Annotated in this window: 17 protein-coding genes and 1 pseudogene; 3 read left to right on the top strand and 15 right to left on the bottom strand. The window is 59.1% G+C overall.

The features are described 5' to 3' along the window. The first annotated feature begins 408 nt into the window (after window positions 1-408). Window positions 409-2220 carry a hypothetical protein gene (locus DN745_RS12250; protein ID WP_133621874.1) on the top strand — a complete coding sequence of 604 codons (1812 nt, stop codon included), beginning with the start codon at window positions 409-411 and terminating at the stop codon, window positions 2218-2220. Between the two features lie 115 nt (window positions 2221-2335). Here the strand turns inward: DN745_RS12250 and DN745_RS12245 are convergent, their stop codons facing one another. Next, entirely contained in the window at window positions 2336-3811 is a 1476-nt protein-coding gene (locus DN745_RS12245; protein ID WP_204354985.1) for a sensor domain-containing protein, read from the bottom strand. 71 nt (window positions 3812-3882) lie between these two features. Here DN745_RS12245 and DN745_RS12240 point away from each other — a divergent pair, with 71 nt between their 5' ends. After that, window positions 3883-5196: a NosD domain-containing protein gene (locus tag DN745_RS12240; RefSeq protein ID WP_204354984.1), complete on the top strand. Its 1314-nt coding sequence runs from the start codon at window positions 3883-3885 to the stop codon at window positions 5194-5196. A gap of 478 nt (window positions 5197-5674) precedes the next feature. On the opposite strand, the gene DN745_RS12235 is transcribed toward DN745_RS12240, so the two are convergent. From DN745_RS12235 to DN745_RS12200, 9 genes are all read right to left on the bottom strand, one after another. Beyond that, complete coding sequence (locus DN745_RS12235) at window positions 5675-6088, bottom strand: cupin domain-containing protein (protein ID WP_111337658.1); 414 nt, start codon at window positions 6086-6088, stop codon at window positions 5675-5677. Window positions 6089-6208: 120 nt separating this feature from the next. Beyond that, window positions 6209-6307, bottom strand: coding sequence for a GFA family protein (locus tag DN745_RS20285; protein ID WP_476727236.1), 99 nt, complete (start codon window positions 6305-6307; stop codon window positions 6209-6211). 43 nt (window positions 6308-6350) lie between these two features. Beyond that, window positions 6351-6782, bottom strand: a complete 432-nt coding sequence (locus tag DN745_RS12230) for a DUF1801 domain-containing protein (protein ID WP_111337656.1) — start codon at window positions 6780-6782, stop codon at window positions 6351-6353. 72 nt (window positions 6783-6854) lie between these two features. Then, window positions 6855-7919: a tellurite resistance/C4-dicarboxylate transporter family protein gene (locus DN745_RS12225; protein WP_111335222.1), complete on the bottom strand. Its 1065-nt coding sequence runs from the start codon at window positions 7917-7919 to the stop codon at window positions 6855-6857. An 18-nt stretch (window positions 7920-7937) separates the two neighbouring features. Beyond that, window positions 7938-8174 carry a DUF6755 family protein gene (locus DN745_RS12220; protein ID WP_111335220.1) on the bottom strand — a complete coding sequence of 79 codons (237 nt, stop codon included), beginning with the start codon at window positions 8172-8174 and terminating at the stop codon, window positions 7938-7940. Then, window positions 8171-8722: a QcrA and Rieske domain-containing protein gene (locus tag DN745_RS12215; protein WP_111335218.1), complete on the bottom strand. Its 552-nt coding sequence runs from the start codon at window positions 8720-8722 to the stop codon at window positions 8171-8173. Before DN745_RS12215 ends, DN745_RS12220 begins: the two co-directional genes overlap by 4 nt. A 9-nt stretch (window positions 8723-8731) precedes the next feature. Beyond that, window positions 8732-9394 (bottom strand): 4Fe-4S dicluster domain-containing protein, encoded by a 663-nt coding sequence (locus tag DN745_RS12210; RefSeq protein ID WP_111335217.1) that lies wholly within the window; start codon window positions 9392-9394, stop codon window positions 8732-8734. 52 nt (window positions 9395-9446) lie between these two features. Continuing rightward, entirely contained in the window at window positions 9447-11702 is a 2256-nt protein-coding gene (locus DN745_RS12205; protein ID WP_166642392.1) for a molybdopterin oxidoreductase family protein, read from the bottom strand. A gap of 46 nt (window positions 11703-11748) precedes the next feature. Then, complete coding sequence (locus DN745_RS12200; protein ID WP_111335215.1) at window positions 11749-12903, bottom strand: MFS transporter; 1155 nt, start codon at window positions 12901-12903, stop codon at window positions 11749-11751. A 272-nt stretch (window positions 12904-13175) separates the two neighbouring features. Between DN745_RS12200 and DN745_RS12195 the strand changes: the two are divergent. Then, window positions 13176-13768: pseudogene (locus DN745_RS12195) on the top strand (TMEM175 family protein). Between the two features lie 3 nt (window positions 13769-13771). Here the strand turns inward: DN745_RS12195 and DN745_RS12190 are convergent. The 5 genes from DN745_RS12190 to DN745_RS12170 all read right to left on the bottom strand — a co-directional run bounded on the left by DN745_RS12190 (window position 13772) and on the right by DN745_RS12170 (window position 18526). Beyond that, window positions 13772-14323: a YdeI/OmpD-associated family protein gene (locus DN745_RS12190; RefSeq protein WP_111335213.1), complete on the bottom strand. Its 552-nt coding sequence runs from the start codon at window positions 14321-14323 to the stop codon at window positions 13772-13774. A gap of 59 nt (window positions 14324-14382) precedes the next feature. After that, window positions 14383-14787, bottom strand: a complete 405-nt coding sequence (locus DN745_RS20230; RefSeq protein WP_111335212.1) for a GFA family protein — start codon at window positions 14785-14787, stop codon at window positions 14383-14385. A 79-nt stretch (window positions 14788-14866) separates the two neighbouring features. Then, complete coding sequence (locus DN745_RS12180; RefSeq protein ID WP_111335210.1) at window positions 14867-16429, bottom strand: glutamate synthase-related protein; 1563 nt, start codon at window positions 16427-16429, stop codon at window positions 14867-14869. A 51-nt stretch (window positions 16430-16480) separates the two neighbouring features. Beyond that, window positions 16481-17851, bottom strand: a complete 1371-nt coding sequence (locus DN745_RS12175; protein WP_204354981.1) for a sensor domain-containing protein — start codon at window positions 17849-17851, stop codon at window positions 16481-16483. Between the two features lie 285 nt (window positions 17852-18136). Further along, window positions 18137-18526: a hypothetical protein gene (locus tag DN745_RS12170; RefSeq protein WP_111335209.1), complete on the bottom strand. Its 390-nt coding sequence runs from the start codon at window positions 18524-18526 to the stop codon at window positions 18137-18139. Window positions 18527-18532: the final 6 nt, after the last annotated feature.

Raw genomic sequence — 18532 nt, 5'->3', positions numbered from 1 at the left:
GGCCCTTTTGGAGTCGCGCGACGTGCCCAGGTACCAGAAAATAGTGCTGTCATGGTCTGAGACGCGCCAGGGCGTTGAACTCGGTGAGCATCAGGGATTTAAAAAAAAATTAAATATTTCGAGTTAACGCACGTATAACCCAGTAGGAAGGTAATATTAGGTCGGCTCTTTTTGAGACACGTTGGAGATTCCCATCATGATGAATGAGGAGGTATTGAGTTGAGCCAGAAGTGCTCAGCAAAGCCCATATCGCACGGTTGGGGGTGTCGAGATCGTGCCTGCACTCCGACGTAATAAATTAACTGGGAAGTGTGTCAATGGTTTAGTGCAGCATCCTGTATTCACTCGTTCAAATACGTTGTTGAAATTCGATAATGATAAGAGAGGTCTAACATGACGAAGTTCCATATGAATTTTCTTCCCAATTCGCTGATTCGCACGCGTTTTATCCCGGGCGTTTTGGCGCTCTCCCTGGCGGCTCCGCTGCTCGGCGCCTGCGGAGATGATGCTGATCCGGATAACTCGAATGGAGAGCTTTCCTGCACAAATCCGCTGCTCCTGGTGCGCGACGACCTGAACGGGGGGCGCACACTGGAGGCGGGTTGCTATATGGTCGAGAGCACCATCACAATCGATGATGGAACGCTCACGCTGAAGCCGGGGGTTGTGATCGAGTTCGGCCAAGATGCGGGTTTGCAGTTTTCGGGCAATGGCGCCCTCTCAGCGATCGGAGCCGCAGATAATAAGATTGTCTTGAGCGGGGCAGTCAAAGAACGCGGGCATTGGGCCGGGCTGCATTTTTACGGGTCAAGCTCGCCTGATAATAAATTGGAGCATGTTGTCCTCTCGCACGCCGGCAGTGCTCAGTGGCACGGCGGCGAGGTATCGCGCGGGGGGATTTTCCTGCGCAGCGCCAGCAATCGCCTGCATATCAGCAACACCACCTTCAGCGAGAACGCCCAGGCGGCGATCGTGGCCGATGATGGCGGCGTCGATTTTAAGTTGGAGAGCAGCACGTTCAGCAAGAATGAAGCGCCGTTGTGGCTGCACTCCAATCTTCTGGGGAATCTCTCCGAGCTTAGCTTTGAGGAGAACGAGCATTCTTATATCCGCACCGGCCTGACGACCGAGACCATCGATGTCGAGCAGACCTGGCAAGCCTTCGCAGTGCCTTATCATGTCAGCGGTACCCTGAAACTGGCCAAAACGCTCACGCTGGAGCCGGGTGTCACGATTGAGTTTGAGCAGGATAAGGGCGTCGAGATCAGCGGCGAGGGACGCTTGACGGCGGTCGGAACCGCCGAGGAGATGATCACGTTGACCGGTGCGGAGCCCCAGCGCGGGTTCTGGGCTGGGCTCTATTTCTACGAAACCCGCTCAAGCGCCAACCAATTGGATTTCGTCGCGCTCGAGTACGCCGGTTCCACCAATTGGCATGGCGGCACCTCCACCGCAGGGGTATTCGCGCGGGCTGAGGGCGTTTCGTTGAGCATCAGCAATTCGGTGTTCCGCGAGAACGCAGCGACCGCGATTTTGGCCGACACAGACGGCGTTGACTTGTCGGTGGCCTCGACCTCCTTCGAGAATAACGATTTGCCGATTTCCATCGCCGCCAATGCGGTCAGCGGGTTGGCCGCGGACCTCAGCTTTTCGGGCAATGACGCGTCCTACGTGCTTATCGGCGACGGCACCTATGGGCGCGAGATTTCGACGAGTCAAATGTGGAACGCCCTTCAGGTGCCATACCGCGCTGCTGGCACTCTTAAAGTCACCAGCGACCTTACGCTGTCACCGGGTATGACGTTCGAATTCCAGCAGGGCGCCGGCCTGGACGTTGAGGGGGGCACCCTGGCTGCCGACGGTTCGGTAGGCGATCGCATCCAGTTCATCGCGGCTGATGGTGAGACCGTTAACGGGTTTTGGAAGGGAATTTATTTTCATAAATCCCTGAGTTCTAAGAATATCATCGCAAATGCCGATATTCTCTACGCTGGAAGCGACGGTTGGCACGGCGGCGATCGCAGTCGGGCTGGCGTCTATCTGCGGGGCGGTGGCAATGACAACTCCAAGGTGTCGATGACGGACGTCAAAATCGCAGGGAGCGGTGGCTTTGGCCTGTCGGTTGATGATGGCTCAAGCGTGACGCCTTGTAGCGATGTGAGCTTTCAGGATAATACCGGTGACGATTTCGTGGGCGACGGGTTGTTCGAGTGTCTATGATTCGAGCGTCTGTTAACCCCAGCTTTTGTTAACAAAGCCGGGGCGGCCTTTCGGGGCCGCCCCGGCTTTTTGTTTCGAGCCATGTGCGCCCGCGCCCGACCAATCAATCAATTAATCAATATAGGGACGCAGAGGGTTTTCGTGCCTTGTCGACATACATCCGTTGGTCAGCGTGCCGCAGCAATTGGTTATAGTTTTGGCCGTGCTCGGGGTAGACCGCGGCGCCGATGCTCGCGCTCAGCGTCAGGTGTTGGTCGCCCGCCTCGAAGGGGGGCCGAAGGGCGTCGCGGATCCGGTTGATCATCAGGGGCAAGCAACGCTCCCCCTGGCAATTCGGCAAGAGCGCGGTGAACTCGTCGCCGCCGATGCGCGCGACGGTGTCGGACTCGCGCAGGCACCCTGACAGCCGCTTGGCGACCTCGCGCAGCACCTGGTCGCCGGCTTCATGCCCGAGGGTGTCGTTGATTTGCTTGAAGTCGTTGAGGTCCAGATAGAGCAAGGCGAGGTGCTCGTTGTCGCGCTTTGCTCGGTTAACCGCGACGGTGAGGCGGTCGTGAAAAAGGTTGCGATTTGGCAAGTCGGTCAGCGGGTCGTGACCGGCCATATAGCGCAGGTGGGTCTCAGCTTGTTTGCGCTCGATGGCCGCCGCGATCTGTGCGGAGACAAATTGCAACAATTCCTGGTCTTCTTTGGTATATTCCCGGGTATCAACCTCGCCCTGCACGACCAGCGCGCCGATGACCGCGCCGCTGGTCAACAGCGGTACGCCCAGCCACTCACGCGCCCCGGCTACTTGCCCTTCGCCCGAGTCCACCTGGACCGTCATGAAGACAGGGCTTCGGGCGGCGAGCACTCGGGCGATGGGGGAGCCCGGCGTCACACGCTGGGGTCGCTCAGCCGAGACGACCTCGCCTGCCGAGTAGGGCACCGAGATCATTTCTCGCTCGCGATCATATAAGACCAGGCTGAAGTTCTGGGCCGACAGCAACTCCGAGACAATCGCGTGGATTTGCTCGCAGAGCACCGGCAGGCCGTCGCTGCCCTGGCCTGCCTCCGATATCTGGTAGAGCGCGGCTTGTTTGCGCTGGGCGCGCTTGAGCGATGTCACGTCCCGCGCGACAGCGATGCGCAGCTGCTCCGACTTCAACCAGCGCCCGGACCACATGATGTCCACGATGCTTCCATCTTTGCGGATATAGCGATTCTCGAAGTGTACGCCAGGCTTGTCTACCCAGTCCTCGGAGGCCGCCTGGAGCGTGCGCTCAAGGTCTTCCGGGTGCACCAATTCGATAAATAACCGCTGGTTCAACTCCTCGCGGGTGTATCCAAAGGTATCGAGGCAGGATGCGCTGGCGTAAATAAATCGTCCCTCTTCGTCTAACACGCAGACGGTGTCCAACAAGAGGTCTAATACCTTGGGGAAGAACTCACTATTCACGACGATTCCGTATTGCTTGTTGTGGAGCGTGAAGCCGACAATACCAGTATAGTAATTCGAAATGGAGACCCCGTCGACCCGCCAGCTCAGCTTTGTATGGTGTTGTTGCGTTGCGTTGCGTCGACTCGACTCGTTTTGATAGGCTTGCTTCACGGATAATTCCCCGCTGCGCTCTCCACGCGCCGAGAGCACCCTATGCTTTGTTACTAAGCTCGGATTTGAAAATGAAATACCTACTGATTGTTCTCTTCGGGCTCTCGCTGGGCACGGGTTGTCAGGCCGGGCAAACGACCGGGACTCCACTTGACGATGGCGCAGGCGACGCGCTTGGCGGTGAGCACAGAGATGTCCGAAGCGATGTTTGGGCGCCAGATGTTTCGGACGCCGGCGACCTCGACGCGCGCGTTGACGCTGAGGACGCGATGATTCATGACGCTGACTCTCGTGAAGAGGACGCGCCGGACGTGCACCCCGAGGCGGACGTGCACCCCGAGGCGGACGTGCACCCCGAGGCGGACGTGCACCCCGAGGCGGACGTGCACCCCGAGCCGGATATCGAAGAGCCTCCCTCGGGTCCGTTCGTCGTCTGGATGTCCCCCAATGGGTCCGATTCGCGCGACGGGACTACCCGCGCGAAGGCGGTGCAAACCATGAGTCGTGTCCAGCAAATTCTACGGTCGAGCTCGCCGGAGACCGACGTGGAGGTGCGCGTTCTGCCCGGACGCTATCGTGGCCAGAAGGTCAACTGGACCTTCTCGGTGCCCGGGCATCGCGTGAAGTTCACCCGCGTGGCCGGCGAGAGCGAGCGCCCGGTTTTCGACGGCTGTTTGAGCGCAAATAATTGCCCCGGCGGTACCTGGTTTAAGCTGTCGCGAAGCGACGGCGCTGAGACCCGCTTGGTCTTTCATTACCTGCGAATTGAAAACTATCAGACCGCGATTTCGTTAAACGGCTCGCGCAACGCCGAGGCGCGCTCCAACGGCTCCAATGAGATCTTCGGCTGCTATTTTTACCGCATTGGCAATATCTTTAATTCGGCGGTTAACCCGTCGACCGCCGCGGTGCGCCTGGTCAACTCCGACGACAATAAGATCATCAACAATCATTTCGTCGATATCATCAACACCCGCTCGCCGGCGCTTCTGCACGCGATTTATATCGCGCATATGTCGGATCGAAATCAGATATTGCGAAATAGCTTCCGCAATAACGCCGGCGGGCCGATTCGCGTGCGTGACTATTCCAACGACAATATTATCAACGACAATACCTTCAAGAAGAGCTCGAACGACGCGGCCTATAGCGAGTGGTATTGCGATAATGACACGCGTGACGATTGCACCAAGCCCACGCCTGAGTGCCCCTCCTGGGGCAATCAATTCCGAGAAAACCACCTCAATGGTACCTACGCCTGCGGAGCGTTGCGTGCGTTCATCTACTATCAAGATGACTCGGCCACCGGCTGCTCGCCGCCCTCTCCGAACGCGCGCAGGTTGCGCACCAGCGGGAATACCTCTTCGAGCACGCCTTGCCAATAAATGCGGCTATTTGCCCGATGCGCGCCCCTAGGAATGGGCGGCGTTTTCACCGGTGGGTCTACGGAGTTGTTTTGCGACTTCTGAGTGGTCCATGGCTTTTTACCGTGTTGTGAGTTCCGAGTTGGTGAACGGTCGCCGTTCGAAAGAAGCTCGCGGAGCATTAATATGAATGAACCTCCCAAACTCTATGGTGGGTGTAAAGATTCGGCGTCCTCGTGTTTCCTCATCAACCGTCTTCGGTGCGCTTAAACTCTTGCTATAATGCCCCGATTGGTCAAAGCAACAGACGCGATTTTTCCCCGAGGCGAGCAGCTCGCAACCGTTCAGGAGTCGTTTTTTACGCGTCTTGGCGGCCTTGGGAGACTCGAACCAGTGTATCTAGTCCAAGCGGGCAAAGTTGGTTGTCTCGTCCAGTGCATTTGGGGCTGACTGCGCGAAATCGCGCGACATATTCGTCTTCTATTCAATTGAACGGAATCTATTCTTCATCCTCCCAATACCCTACCGTATCATCTAAAAACGCGAACGCCGAGAATCGTCGATCCGCTTTGGCGCCACCGGGCGCTGAGCCCGCGAAGACACCGAATTTTTTAGAGTCCGGATACTCCATAATATCAGGCTCATGCATGGTGCTCATGGCCAGATATTTCAGCGGCGCCGTGGAGTCGTTGATAATCTGGTGCGCGGTCTCCGCGCCGCCAACGGGCGCCGAGAGCAAATCGCCGGCCTTGATCGGATAGGTCTCTTGGCCCAAGCGATAGCTTCCGGTGCCCTCGAGGATTAAAAACATCTCTTCGTTAGCGTGATGGCTATGAAACGGCCATGCCTTTTTGCCCGGCGGTACCACTGTGAGGCGACACCCCAGCTTTTGGGCGCCGATTTTGGCCGCCATCGAGCCGACTTGTGCTTCGAAATTTTCGCCATGTTTTGTGTGAGAAAGCTCAACGTCAGCGATATTCAAAATAGGTTTTTTGATCACTTTAATGGTCCATATTTGGTCATTTGCGAGGGCTCATCCACACCGCGAGCAGTAGCATGAACGGGCATCCCAGACTTTACCAGTTATCTCGTATGATATTTCGCCACAAAAACACCCACCACGATGCGTCATTTTCATTTTCTGAAGTCTAGATCTGATAGTTGTTTTTAACGCCTTAGGTGGCTGTTGCGCCCAGCATCGGCAGATGTTTAACACGGTGATAGCTCAGCGCTAATTTGATGCAGTGTTTAAGCGCCTCGGTATGTTCAGGGGCGCCCATTTCAAAGATGATCGCCCGATTCCCTTCGAAGTCCAATTGCTCCGAGTAGAGCTCTCTGAACGTCGGGACTAGCTTTGTCTGGCAGTGGAAATACATAAAATAGTTGTCGCCTCTCTCAGGCTTCCAGCCCAGACGAACTGTGCTGCCGCCCTTCACCAGATAGCTAGGCTCGCCCCATTTCAGGGTTTCCTCCATTTCGCCGATTTCCTCGAGCTCGGCGGCGGCCTCTAAGATGAGAGCGCGGAGGCGATAGAGTTGCTCGGAGATGAGCGGGGGCCATTTTTCGAATGCTGCGCGAACCTTGGGGTTTTGGTCCTCGTTTAACATCATGAACTATACCTGGTCATATTGAATAAATGCTAAGAATCCATGGGATCGCTTAGCGGCTTCGGGCACATTCTATGCGGTGCTTTTATTTCGGGCCCGTCGCACGAGTCTGCCCAAAAGCCCGAGCGCGGCGAGTGACCAGGCGAGCAGGGCGAACCAGATAAATACCCGGGGGATAGCGAGCAAAAAGGGCGTGTTAAGCGCCTGCGCCATCTTCAGGGTGCACACAGTATACATGCCCAGGGGGAAGACCGCGCCCCAATATTGCGGGTCATAGCGAAGCGGCATACGTCGAAAGAGGTGGCGCCAGGCGCCCAGGGTGAGGAGCATGGGCACCCACCAGGTCGCCGTCCCCCAGAAGAGCAGCGTCATGCCCTTGAGGAATGGCAGCAGGTCGCCCAGGAGCGTGGACTGCGGCGCGGCCTGCACCAGCAGCGCGCCGGCCAGCGTCGAGATGGCCATCGCCCCCATATTGATCCAATAGGGCGGGCTAAGATCTGCCGGATCGGTGCGCAAAAAGGTATAGCGAAAAAAGATGATCGAGATGAGCCAGATATAGAGCATCCCGCCGGCCAGCCAGGTGACCAGGGAGACAAAATACATCTGCTCGCCCCAGGCCCCGTGGTGCGCGGCGAGCAGGGTCCCCGACACCGACACCGATTGGGTCGCGACCACTGCCACCAGCCAGCCGCCGTGCAGATCTCGGCCGAGGTTTGGCATCTCGCTTTTGATGGTGAGCGCGGTGAAGACCGAGTAGGTGAACCCCAACCACAGAAATATCGTCACCCACCATAAAACGACGGCGATAGACGGCCAATTGACCACCAGCAGGCTCTGGCTGGCCAGGACGCCGGTCGCCGCGACCCAGGTGAAGAAACCGACCGCCCGGGAGTGGCTAAACAGGTCGGCGCTCATCTGGCGGGGATATTTGATGAGACGCGCCCCCGCGATCACCCACAGCGCCGCGTAGAAGACCCAATTAAGCCCGTAGAGCCCCTTTGCCAGCAGGTGCATGTCGAGCAGTTGGCAGGCGATGGAGACGATGCCGGTGGCCATCACCAGCGCAAAATAAGCGGGCGGCCAGTCTTTGAGTCCCCAGCGGCTCGCGTCGGCGTTCTGATTGTCATTTTGGATCATGTGGCGCTCTCGTCCTGATTATTCAAGGCGGTAGACATAGCGCACAAGGCCCAGGTTGAGCACGAGGCATCCCAGACTCACCAGCGCGGCGGGAATAAGCGCCGTCGGGTCGTCGCCCAGGTAGGCGTTCATGCTGGCGGTTAGAAGCCACAATTGCAGAATAACGATGAGCACCACGAAGACCAGAATCGCGTTGATAATCGTGAATTTTCGCGCCCGTGTAAAACGTACTTTTTCCTGCTCCCCTGGATTCATGACGTGCGCCTCTCAATGCCGGTGGCGTAGATAATCCCGTCCTTTGTGGCCAGCTTCACTTTTGGCAGCGGGCGCGGCGGCGGGCCGGCCAGCACATTGCCGGTGGCGGCGTCGAAGAAACCGTTGTGGCAGGGGCAGTGAAATTTGCCGTCTACAACTTCGGGTATCACCGGGCACAAGAGATGTGTGCATTGTTGGTCGTAGGCCACGAATTGGCGCTCGCCCAGGCGCGCGAGCATCTTGGGCGTGCTCCCTTTGGGGTATTCGAAGAGTTTTGTCTCGCCGATGTCGAGCTCATCGAGGGCGGCGATGGCCTGGATGCCGGGCGCGCTGTCTTCGGGGGGACCCCAAAAACGCCGGAATACCAGCGCGAATTGCCCGACCACAAAGCCGGCGCTGGTCAGGCTGATAAATTTGATCAGGTCGCGGCGCGAGACGTATTCGTCCTGGCGCCAGTCGATGGGAAAATCTCGCCGCCATTTAGGCTGCTCTTCGAGGGGCCGCCCGTCGGGGGCCGCCGAGATTGGGTCGCGATCGGGAGTGTCCATGGGCTCACCTTATCGGTTTTGGGGCAGAGGAGAGGGGTCTGGCTCAAAGAGATTGCTCAGCAAGATATCGTCGGTCACCTCGTGGCTCACCGCGGTGCTGTTGAGGCTGGCGATGGCGTCGATCAGGTTGATAGGGCCGCGCGGCACCATCATCTGCACTTTGGTGTGGATGGTCTGATTGCCAAATTGAAAGGCGTTGGCGGGCTTGGAGGAAGGGCGCAGTTTTTCGATCTCTTCGCGGGTTCCCCAGAAGAGCGCCTGGCTGGGGCAGACCGACGCGCACCAGGGCTTTAGCCCCTCGGAGGTGCGGTCGTAGCACATATCGCATTTCATCATGAGGTTTGCGCCCGCGTCCATTTTGGGCACCCCGAAGGGGCAGGCGAGCACGCAATTATTGCAGGCGATGCAGCGCGGTTTGCGCGCGGTTTGCACGACGCCATCGTCGGTGCGCTTGATCGCGTCGGCCGGGCAGACCTCGGCGCAGGTCGGCGAGTCGCAGTGCATGCACACCACCGGCACTGTCTGGGGCGAGTGGCGCCGGTCGATATACTCCAGGTGAATCATCGACTGCCCCCGGTGAGTCGCGCACTCGCTGCACGCCTGCACGCACGCCTGGCAACCGATGCAGCGCGCGGGGTCGATGAAGAAGGTCTTGTCACTGGCGATGGCCATGCAGTCTCCGGCTCAAAAAGGTGCTGGGGTTTAGACTCCTACGGCTGGCTTCTTATTGTTGTGGCTCAAGCTTTGCGGCGTATGCGGGGGGGCCATTGGCGGGCTCAAGATTGACCGCGCAGACCTTATATTCGGGGATATGTGAGATGGGATCTTGGGCCGAAATAGTGAGCTGGTTGGCGCTCTTTTTGCCGGCCCAATGATAGGGGATAAAGACCGTGTCGGGGCGAATCGTGCGCACCACACTGGCCCGAAGCGTGCAGTCGCCGCGCCGCGAATAGGCCCGCGTCCACTGGCCGTCCTCGATGCCGAGGCGCTCGGCAAGCTGCGGGTGAATCTCGATGCGGGGCTCGGGATAATGGTCGACGAGCGGGCCGATGCGCCGGGTCTGGGTCCCCGACAAAAATTGGCTGACGACCCTGCCGGTGGTGAGCATAAAGGGATAATCGGCGTCGATTTCTTCGGCCGGCGGCCGGTAGGTCGCCTCATTGAAGCGCGCCTTACCGTCGGGGAAATAGAACGGCCCCTCGCCGTCGGCGATGGGGTTCCATGAGCCGGGCTCAAAGAGGCGCGGGGTGCCCGGGTCTTCTTCGCTACGGCAGGGCCAGAAGACGCCGTTTTGGCGCTCGATCTTTTCGTAGCTGATCCCCGAATAGTCGATGACCGCGCCTTTGCTGGCCTGGCGAAGCTCCTCGAAGATGGCGGCCGGGCTCTCGAAGGTCATGCCGTCTTCTCGCCCCAACGCGGCGCAAATATCCTGGATGATGCGCCAATCCTGGCGCGCGTCCCCGGGGCACTCGACCACCTTATTGATCTTGATGACCCGCCCCTCACATTGGGTGACGGTGCCCTCGTCTTCTTCGTGCAAGGAGCCGGGCAGCACGATGTCGGCAAAGCGCGCGGTCTCGCTCATGAAGAACTCGATTGAGACGAAAAACTCCAGCTTATCCAGCATCTTACGGATATAGTTGTTGTCGGGCAGCGACACCACCGGGTTAAAGCAGATGCAAAGTAGACCCTTGATCTTGTCGCGCTCGACCTCGCGAAAAATCTCGTAGGCGTCGACCCCGGGTTTTGGTAAATCGGCCGGGTCCATCTTCCAGATCTTGGCGACCTCGGCGCGGTGTTCGGGGTTGCCGAGGCTGCGCCCGCCCGGGAGTTGATCGCATTTTTGGCCGTGCTCGCGCCCGCCCTGGCCGTTGCCCTGCCCGGTGATGGTGGCGTAGCCGCAGTTTTTTCGCCCGATCCGCCCCGAGGCGAGCACCATATTGATGGCGCCCAGCACATTTTGAACGCCGTTGGAGTGGTGCTCGATGCCGCGCGCGTGCATCAAAAAGCTCGTCTTCGCCTCGCCCCACCACTCGGCGGCCTGGCGGATGGTCTTCTCGCGAATCCCGGTGACTTCGGCGGTGCGCCGCGGTGTCCATGGGTGCACCGATTCGGCCAGGGCTTCAAAGCCAACGGTCTGGGAGGCAATAAAATCGTGGTCGATCCAGTCGTTCTCGATCATCAGATGTAGAATACCGTTGAAGAGCGCGGCGTCGCGGCCCGGCTTGATGGGCAAAAAGAGGTCGCAGGTGCGCGCGATGGAGGTCAGCCTGGGATCGACCACGATGATCTTCGCGCCGTGCTCGCGCGCCTGCCACACATAGTCTGTGGTGATGGGCGCACAATCCCCGATATTTGCCCCGCTGATCCACACGACCTCGCTGCCGATGATGTCGCTCCAGGGGTTCGCCGCGCGGTCGACGCCAAAGGCCAGGTTATTACCCGCGCCCGCGCTGACCATGCAGAGCCGGCCGTTATAGTCGATATTGGAGGTTTGGAGCGTCTTATGGGCGAATTTGCCGATAAGATAGGCTTTTTCGGTGGTGAGGCTCGCCCCCGTCAGCACCGCGAAGGCGTCTTTGCCGTGGCTGGTTTGGATGCGATCGATCTCGCTCGCGACCTTTTGGATGGCCTCCTCGTAGCTCATCTTCGAGAAGCCCTCGGGCTTCGACAGATCTTTTTTATAGGCGTGGAGGAGTCGGTCGGGGTGGCGATTTTGCAGGTAGCGTTTGATCCCCTTGGGGCACATCTTCCCCTTATTGAAGGGGAATTCGTACCAGGGTTCGATGCCGATGATCTCCTCGTCTTTGACCTTGAGCTTCATGCCGCATTGCTGGCCGCAAAAGCAGCAGTGGGTCTTCACGACCCGGTCCGGCTCGAGGTCGGTGGCGCTGCGCGTGCCGCGCATATAGGCCAGGTGGGGGCCAAAGCGCTCAAGCATCTCAACGGACTGGTCTTCGGGGTAGGGTGCGTCTTTCATCGATGGCGTCCTTTGGCTGACTGTGTTCGAGGATTTGACTGCAAAATTAAGGGTGAAAATTATCGGCGTCCTGGCTGCTCAGCGGTCCCTGGCCGAGGCCGGGGTTGGCGAAGGTCGGCGAGGGCGGGTTCGCCTCGCCTGTAGGGGCGAGGTGGGCGCCGCCGCGTGCTTGCTCCCAGAGCGAGCCCTGGGCCAGGGCCACGGTCGCGCGGCGGCATTTAGGGCAAACCCATTGATAATGCTCGATTTTTTCGTCGTCCACCTCGTAGCGATACCCGAGTTGGCGCTCGACTTCGATCAGGTCCTCGACGTGCATCTTCGAGCTAAAGGGCTGGTCGCAGCGCCGGCAATGCGCCTTTTCGCCGCGCCGGCCGACGTCCTGATAGAAGCTCACGCCGAGCTGGGCAGGGCGCTGAAAAATATGGAAAAATTTGCCGAATGGGAGCCACAAAAAGGTCGCGATGACGGTGATCGCGTGGGTGATCGCGATGAATTGAAACGCGTAGCCGCTCATCCAGGTATAGCTCGCCGTGAGCATCAGGCCGGTGACGCTGACCGCGAAGAGCAGAATCAGCGGCACGAAATCTTCGAAGAAGCGCTGCAAGGTCGCCGCCTCCTCGTCTCGCATGCGCCGACGCATCGCCAGCATCACCCCGGGAATGACCAAAAAAGACGCCCAGACCAGCCCGTGGAACATCAGCGTGGCGAAGGATGAGTCGGCGGGGAAGGCGATGGTGGGAAAGCCAAAAATGACGGCTTGATACCAGTCGGTCTGGGCGGGATAGGGCCTAAAATGAAGCCACCCAAACACCAGCGGGAAGGTGATGGCCACGGCCAAAAGGCACCCCCACATGATGAGCATATGGGTGAGCCCGCGAAGTTTGCTGCGCTTGAAAATAAAGCGGTTGGCCACAAAGTCCGAGCCCACGCGTTTGCCCCAGACCTTCAGGTTGCTCAGGCGAAAGCCCTTCTTAAAAAAGGTCTGCCAGCCGCGGCGCCAATACATCGCCGTCGGCGGGCGCTGCAGCCACATCGTATAGCGGTAGGCCAGGCCAAAGGTCGCAAAGAGCACCGCGAAGGTATAGGCGACCAGGGCGGCGTCAAAGTGCGAGAGGTTGCGCGACCCGACGAGGATCAGCGCGCCCAAAATGGCCGTGCTGATGACGCCCGCCACCACCGATTTCTTGACCTCTATTCTCATGACAACGCCTCCCAGACCTCATCTAAATCCATCCAGACGGTCGCCCTGCACACGGCCCACGGCGGCGATATTTGCTACAGATGTTGAATTCTGATGGGTCTAGTTGTCGGCATGAAGGCTGGAAAGTCAAACTTCGGCTTCGCGGGTGGCGGCGCGAATTGGTTTTCACATAGCCGCCAGAGGTGTACTAAGGGGGTATAAATTGGCACGTGCGTGACGCAAAGGTGCGGTGTGCCGACGAATGCGCGATCTTTAGGGAAAAGCCTATGCAAATGAAGAGCAATCGACTTGAGGCGTTCAGCGATGGCGTGCTCGCCATTATCATCACCATCATGGTGTTGGAGTTGAAGGTGCCCAAGGGGGCAGATCTCGCGACGCTCCAGCAGGTGACCCCACCTTTTTGAGCTATATTCTCAGCTTTATCTATGTGGGTATCTATTGGAATAACCACCACCATTTGATGCACACCGTCCGCGAGATAAACGGCAAGATCTTATGGGCAAATCTGCATCTGCTCTTCTGGCTGTCGCTGATTCCCTTCGTGACCGGTTGGTTGGGGGTCAATGACTTCGCCCAATTACCCATGGCCCTCTACGGGGTGGTCCTGCTGATGGCGGCCATCGCGTATTCTATCCTGCAGCGCAGCACTTTAACGGTGCACGGCAGCGATTCGATTTTGGCCAGGGCGCTGGGGCGAGATATCAAAGGAAAGATTTCCCCCGTGCTTTATAGCATCGCGATCGTCGGCGCTTTTTATAGCGCGTGGGTCGCGGCGATTATCTATGTGCTGGTCGCGCTGATGTGGCTGGTGCCCGACAATCGAATCGAAGGGGTTTACCGAGAGACCGCGATTGACGCGGATTGACGCCTATTCCGCGGCCTTTGGCGCGCTCAGGCTCTTGCTATAGTGGCCGGAGGAGTCGAAGCAGCACACGCGTTTTTTGCCCTCGGCGAGCATCTCGCAGCCGCTGTCGACGCGCTTTTGGCGCGTCTTTGCGGTTTTGGGCGACTCAATCCAGTGAATCCAATCGAGGCGGGCGAGGTTGGTCGTCGCCTCCCAGGTCGCCCGGGCCTCGGGCGACGCGTCCAGCGCCTCTTGCAGATCCGCGGGTACCTCGGGATCGGGCTCTTCATCCAACGGCCTGAGCGCGACGGTCACAGCGTCGCCGACCTGGGCGCCGCTGGCTTTGCGCAACGCTTCGGGCACTTTAAGCCAATGGCTTAGCTGGCCATCCGGCTCCAAGGTGGCCTGAAAAGGCTGCCCGTTCAGGCTCCCTTCGACCGTGGTTCGCCCACGCCTGGGCAGCGGCTCGCTCGCCGATTTGGGCAGGACGAGAAAGGTCCATGCCTCGCCTTTGCCCGGCTTGGCCGGGCGAAGAAGTGTTGCTTCGAAGTGAGAACTTTTCGTCTGCTCGCTCATCCGTTTGGTCTCCAAGATGCTGACTTAGCCCAGGTAAGTAGCCGCGCGTTCGCTTGCGGTTAGTCGTCGTGCGGCGCATGTTCAGCATATTGCACGACGGACTTTGGGATGACCTCCCATGCGGCCTTTGAGCCCACAAAAATATGTCGGGAAATTTCAATATTTGGGTCTTCGTTGAGGCAGCCCAATGTAATGCCGTGGATCTCGCCCTCGACAATGCCACATAGCGTGGAGCCACACTTACTACAAAACTGGTGCCCTGTACCCTCTTCGTTGATATAGGACGAGAGGAACTCTTGGCCATGGGTCCAGGCGAACTCGGCGGCGCTGACCTGTGCGTAGGAGGACGCCTGTGAGCTGAACGCCTTTCGGCATCGTGAGCAATGACATGAGCGCGCGTCTGAAACGCCGCCCGCGATTTTATACGTTATCGAGCCGCAAAAGCACTCGCCAGTTAGAGTCATAATAATACTCCCGATATTGAAAATGATGATGTGAACTGAGACTTTGGCATGGGTGCCGAAAATCGACTTTGATTATTGTTCAGCGGCCCGTGACCCCGCCAAAAGGAACGCCGCTCAGGTCGGCCATCTCTCGCTTCCAGGTCGTGAGATCGTCGACGCTCAAGTCGGAGAGGTTCGCGTGACCGCAGGCCCGGGCAAGGAGCTGCATTAAGGAGACCGACGCGCCGAAGTAGCGCGCCAGGCGCTCCGCCGAGCTCTGCACGTCGAGGCGCGCGCGCAGCTTGGGGTCCTGGGTCGCGATGCCGGCCGGGCAACGATTGGTGTGGCACATGCGCGCGGCGACGCAGCCAACCGCCTGTATCGCCGAATTGGCCACCGCGATCGCGTCGGCCCCCAGCGCCATCGCCTTGATGAAGTCTTCGGCCACGCGCAGCCCGCCGGTGATCACCAGCGTGACCTCGTCGCCCGCCTTATTGTTGAGGTGCTTGCGCGCCCGCGCCAGCGCCGGAATGGTCGGCACCGAGATATGGTCGCGAAAGATGAGCGGCGCCGCGCCGGTGCCGCCGCCGCGCCCGTCCAGGATGATATAATCGGCGCTGGCTTCCAGGGCGAAGTCGATGTCGGCCTCGATATGATTGGCGGACAGCTTAAAGCCGATGGGGATGCCGCCGGAGCGCTCGCGGACCTCGTCGGCGAGTTTTCGGAAGTCGGCCGGGGTGCGCAGATCGCGAAATGTGGCCGGTGAGGCGGCGTCTTGTCCGACCTCAAGACCCCGAACCTCGGCGATTTTGTCCGTTACTTTGCCCCCCGGGAGGAAGCCGCCGCTGCCCGTCTTGGCGGCCTGTCCGCCCTTAAAATGAAATGCCTGTACGTTCTCGACCAACGCGAGATCCCAGCCGAATTTTGCCGACGCCAATTCATAGAAATAGCGCGAGTTTTCGGCCTTCTCCTCGGCCAACATGCCGCCTTCGCCCGAGCAGATCCCGGTGCCGGCCAACTCCGCCCCGCGCGCCAGGGCGGTCTTGGCCTCCTGGGAGAGCGCGCCGAAGCTCATATCCGAAACGAAGAGCGGGATGTCCAATTTCAGCGGCTTCTTCGCCCGCGGCCCGATGACCACGCTTGTCTCGACCGGCTCATCTTCGAGCAGGGGTTTTCGCGCCAGCTGCGCCGGCAATACCTGGATGTCGTCCCAGCGCGGCAGGTCTTTTCTGGGCACGCCCATCGCCGCAATCTCGCCGTGTGGCCCCAGCTTGCTCAGCCCGTTCTGGGCCAACTCATGAATATAGGCGACCGTCGGCTCCTCGGGCGTCGGGGTGACCTCGGCGGGCGCGGATTTATCGCTCTTGGGTGTGTCGGTGCTCGGCGTTGGTAGCGCATCGCCCGGCTCAAGATCGCCGAGGCGCGCGTGTGTGCCATCGCAGAACGGCTGGTCCCCGGTCCCCTTGCAACGGCATAACCACACGGGGCCTGATTTTTCGGCGGTGAATTTAAGCGGCGTGATATCGGTCACGCGGTGGGAGCCATCACAGAAAGGTTGGTTTTGGGAGCGACCACAGCGGCACCAATAATAATCCTTGCCTTCTTCAAGCTCGACTTCGACGGGGCTACGGGCTGCGATAATGGCGGGATCTTTGTGCGTCATGGGGTCCTCGATTTATTTGGGGAGAAGTTCAATCTACAGGGGCAAAATAGCTCAAAGTAATCGCTGTTTATGCCTCTTATCGATATACATTTGCATATCGGCGTTGCGCAGCAATTGGTTAAAATCCTGGCCATCGCTCGGGTAGATCGCCGAGCCGATGCTTGCGTTAACCGTCAGGGTTTGACCGAGCACGTTGAAGGGCCTCTTTAGCGCGGCGCGGATTTTGTCGCCGACGAGCGCCGCGCAATTCGGCGTTCGGATATTGACCAGCAGGACGGTGAACTCGTCGCCGCCGATGCGCGCGACGGTGTCCGAGGCGCGCAAGCAGCGCGCGAGTCGCTTGGCCACCATGCACAGCAATTTATCCCCGGTTTCGTGGCCGTAGCGATCGTTGACCTGTTTGAAGTCGTCGAGGTCCAAATAAAGCACCGCCAGGAGTTCGCCGTCGCGCTTTGCGCGGCTGCGCGCCATCTCGAGCCGGTCCAGGAAGAGGTTGCGGTTGGGTAAGTTGGTCAGGGGGTCGTGGCCGGCCATATGGCGCAGGTGCGTCTCGGCTTGTTTGCGCTCGATCGACGCGGCGACCTGAGCGGATACAAACTCGAGGAGTTCCTGGTCCTTTTCTGTATATTCTTCGGCGTCAACGCCGCCCTGGATGACCAGCGCGCCGATGACCTTTTGATTGGCCAAAAGGGGGACGCATAGCCACTCGCGCCAGCCGCCTGCGTGCGCGCAGTCGGGCTCCAGCGGAACGCGGGTCACCGACGGTTTACCCGAGCGAATCACCTGCGCGATTGGTGAGTCGAGGAGCGCGGCTTGAGAATGTTGGCGCATCGCCGGATCGCCCGGATACGCCGAATCGCCTGCGCACGCCGCGTTGACCAGGCACCTCGCCTCGCCCACGCAATAGGGCACCGAAAATGTCTTCAACTCCCGATGCAATACGACCACGCTGAGGTTTCGCACCGGGAGGAGCTCGTCGATGATATGATGGATTTCTTTGCAGAGCGTCGGCAACCCCTCGGCTCGCTGACCGGCCTCCGAGATTCGATAGAGCGCAGTCTGCATGAATTCGGCTTGCTTGAGCGAGGTGATATCGCGCGCCACGGCCAGTCGTAGTTGGTCGGTCTCGGACCACCTCGCCGACCACATGACGTGCACGGTGTGCCCATCCTTGTGGATATAGCGATTCTCGAAATGCATGATCGGCTCGCCATCGGCGACGCGCTCGGCGGCGAGGCGTGTGCGCGCGCGATCATCTGGATGCACCAACTCAAAGAGCAGTCTCCCCTCAAGTTCGGCGGGGGTATAGCCGAAGAGGTTCACGCAGGACGCGCTGGCATAGACAAACCGCCCTTGCAGGTCCACGGCGCAAATGGTGTCCAGCAATAGGTCCATGATTTTGGGGGACAGCTTGTCTTTCAAAATGATTCCGAAATTCTGAACGTATTAAACCGGGGTGAACGCCCGCGCGGGGTCGTCTTCGATGGAAGACGCTCTATCGCCTTTGGTGGGACTGCGCGAATTTTATATCCGCGGACGCCGCAAATAGCGCTGTGTGCCCGTGGCGTATAGCCGGCGCGGCTAAATATCCCATAAGTGTGAATTTATCGTAAATGGGCTTGAATTGCGAATTTAGTTTTATGTGTCTTGCGTGGTGGTTTTTGGTGACGTGTGCTGGTTTTGTCGGATGGCGAAATTTCACGCAGGTCACCGCGTCAAAACAAATGGCCGGTAGCCATCCTCAAGATGGAATACCTGCTTATTCTCCACGTTGACGACCATCACGCGGGAGTCATGGGTGAAGACGACATTTTTGCACGACGAGGTAAAGAAATGTTGTGAGCTCCAATAGGCGTTGTCGAGCCAGCCGCGCTTATTGCCCTCGATGGTGACCAGGCGGGTCCGGGTTCCATCCGGATACACGATGTCGATATTGCCCCCGTCATAGTCGGAGCGCGAGACCTTCGCGTCGCCCAGGCGCTTACAGACGCTCTCCTTGCGCCCTAAATCTCTTAGGTCGAGTTGCGTCTTGACGCCCTCGGGCGCGGCAGCGCCGGCCGGCAAATAGCCGCTCTCACCGCTGTCCAGGTTGATCATATAGGT

The sequence above is a fragment of the Bradymonas sediminis genome, assembly GCF_003258315.1.
Lineage (GTDB): Bacteria > Myxococcota_A > Bradymonadia > Bradymonadales > Bradymonadaceae > Bradymonas > Bradymonas sediminis.
Note: the sequence above shows the minus strand (reverse complement) of the source record. Positions and strands in the feature narration are given on the sequence as shown.

Coding starts and splice junctions, on each gene's coding strand:
- DN745_RS12240 (WP_204354984.1), top strand. CDS start 3,883: ATGAAATACCTACTGATTGTTCTCTTCGGGCTCTCGCTGGGCACGGGT.
- DN745_RS12170 (WP_111335209.1), bottom strand. CDS start 18,526: ATGATCAACCTGGACAGCGGTGAGAGCGGCTATTTGCCGGCCGGCGCT.
- DN745_RS20285 (WP_476727236.1), bottom strand. CDS start 6,307: ATGACGCATCGTGGTGGGTGTTTTTGTGGCGAAATATCATACGAGATA.
- DN745_RS12180 (WP_111335210.1), bottom strand. CDS start 16,429: ATGACGCACAAAGATCCCGCCATTATCGCAGCCCGTAGCCCCGTCGAA.
- DN745_RS12220 (WP_111335220.1), bottom strand. CDS start 8,174: ATGAATCCAGGGGAGCAGGAAAAAGTACGTTTTACACGGGCGCGAAAA.
- DN745_RS20230 (WP_111335212.1), bottom strand. CDS start 14,787: ATGACTCTAACTGGCGAGTGCTTTTGCGGCTCGATAACGTATAAAATC.
- DN745_RS12250 (WP_133621874.1), top strand. CDS start 409: ATGAATTTTCTTCCCAATTCGCTGATTCGCACGCGTTTTATCCCGGGC.
- DN745_RS12215 (WP_111335218.1), bottom strand. CDS start 8,722: ATGGACACTCCCGATCGCGACCCAATCTCGGCGGCCCCCGACGGGCGG.
- DN745_RS12230 (WP_111337656.1), bottom strand. CDS start 6,782: ATGTTAAACGAGGACCAAAACCCCAAGGTTCGCGCAGCATTCGAAAAA.
- DN745_RS12210 (WP_111335217.1), bottom strand. CDS start 9,394: ATGGCCATCGCCAGTGACAAGACCTTCTTCATCGACCCCGCGCGCTGC.
- DN745_RS12190 (WP_111335213.1), bottom strand. CDS start 14,323: ATGAGCGAGCAGACGAAAAGTTCTCACTTCGAAGCAACACTTCTTCGC.
- DN745_RS12235 (WP_111337658.1), bottom strand. CDS start 6,088: ATGGCGGCCAAAATCGGCGCCCAAAAGCTGGGGTGTCGCCTCACAGTG.
- DN745_RS12225 (WP_111335222.1), bottom strand. CDS start 7,919: ATGATCCAAAATGACAATCAGAACGCCGACGCGAGCCGCTGGGGACTC.
- DN745_RS12205 (WP_166642392.1), bottom strand. CDS start 11,702: ATGAAAGACGCACCCTACCCCGAAGACCAGTCCGTTGAGATGCTTGAG.
- DN745_RS12200 (WP_111335215.1), bottom strand. CDS start 12,903: ATGAGAATAGAGGTCAAGAAATCGGTGGTGGCGGGCGTCATCAGCACG.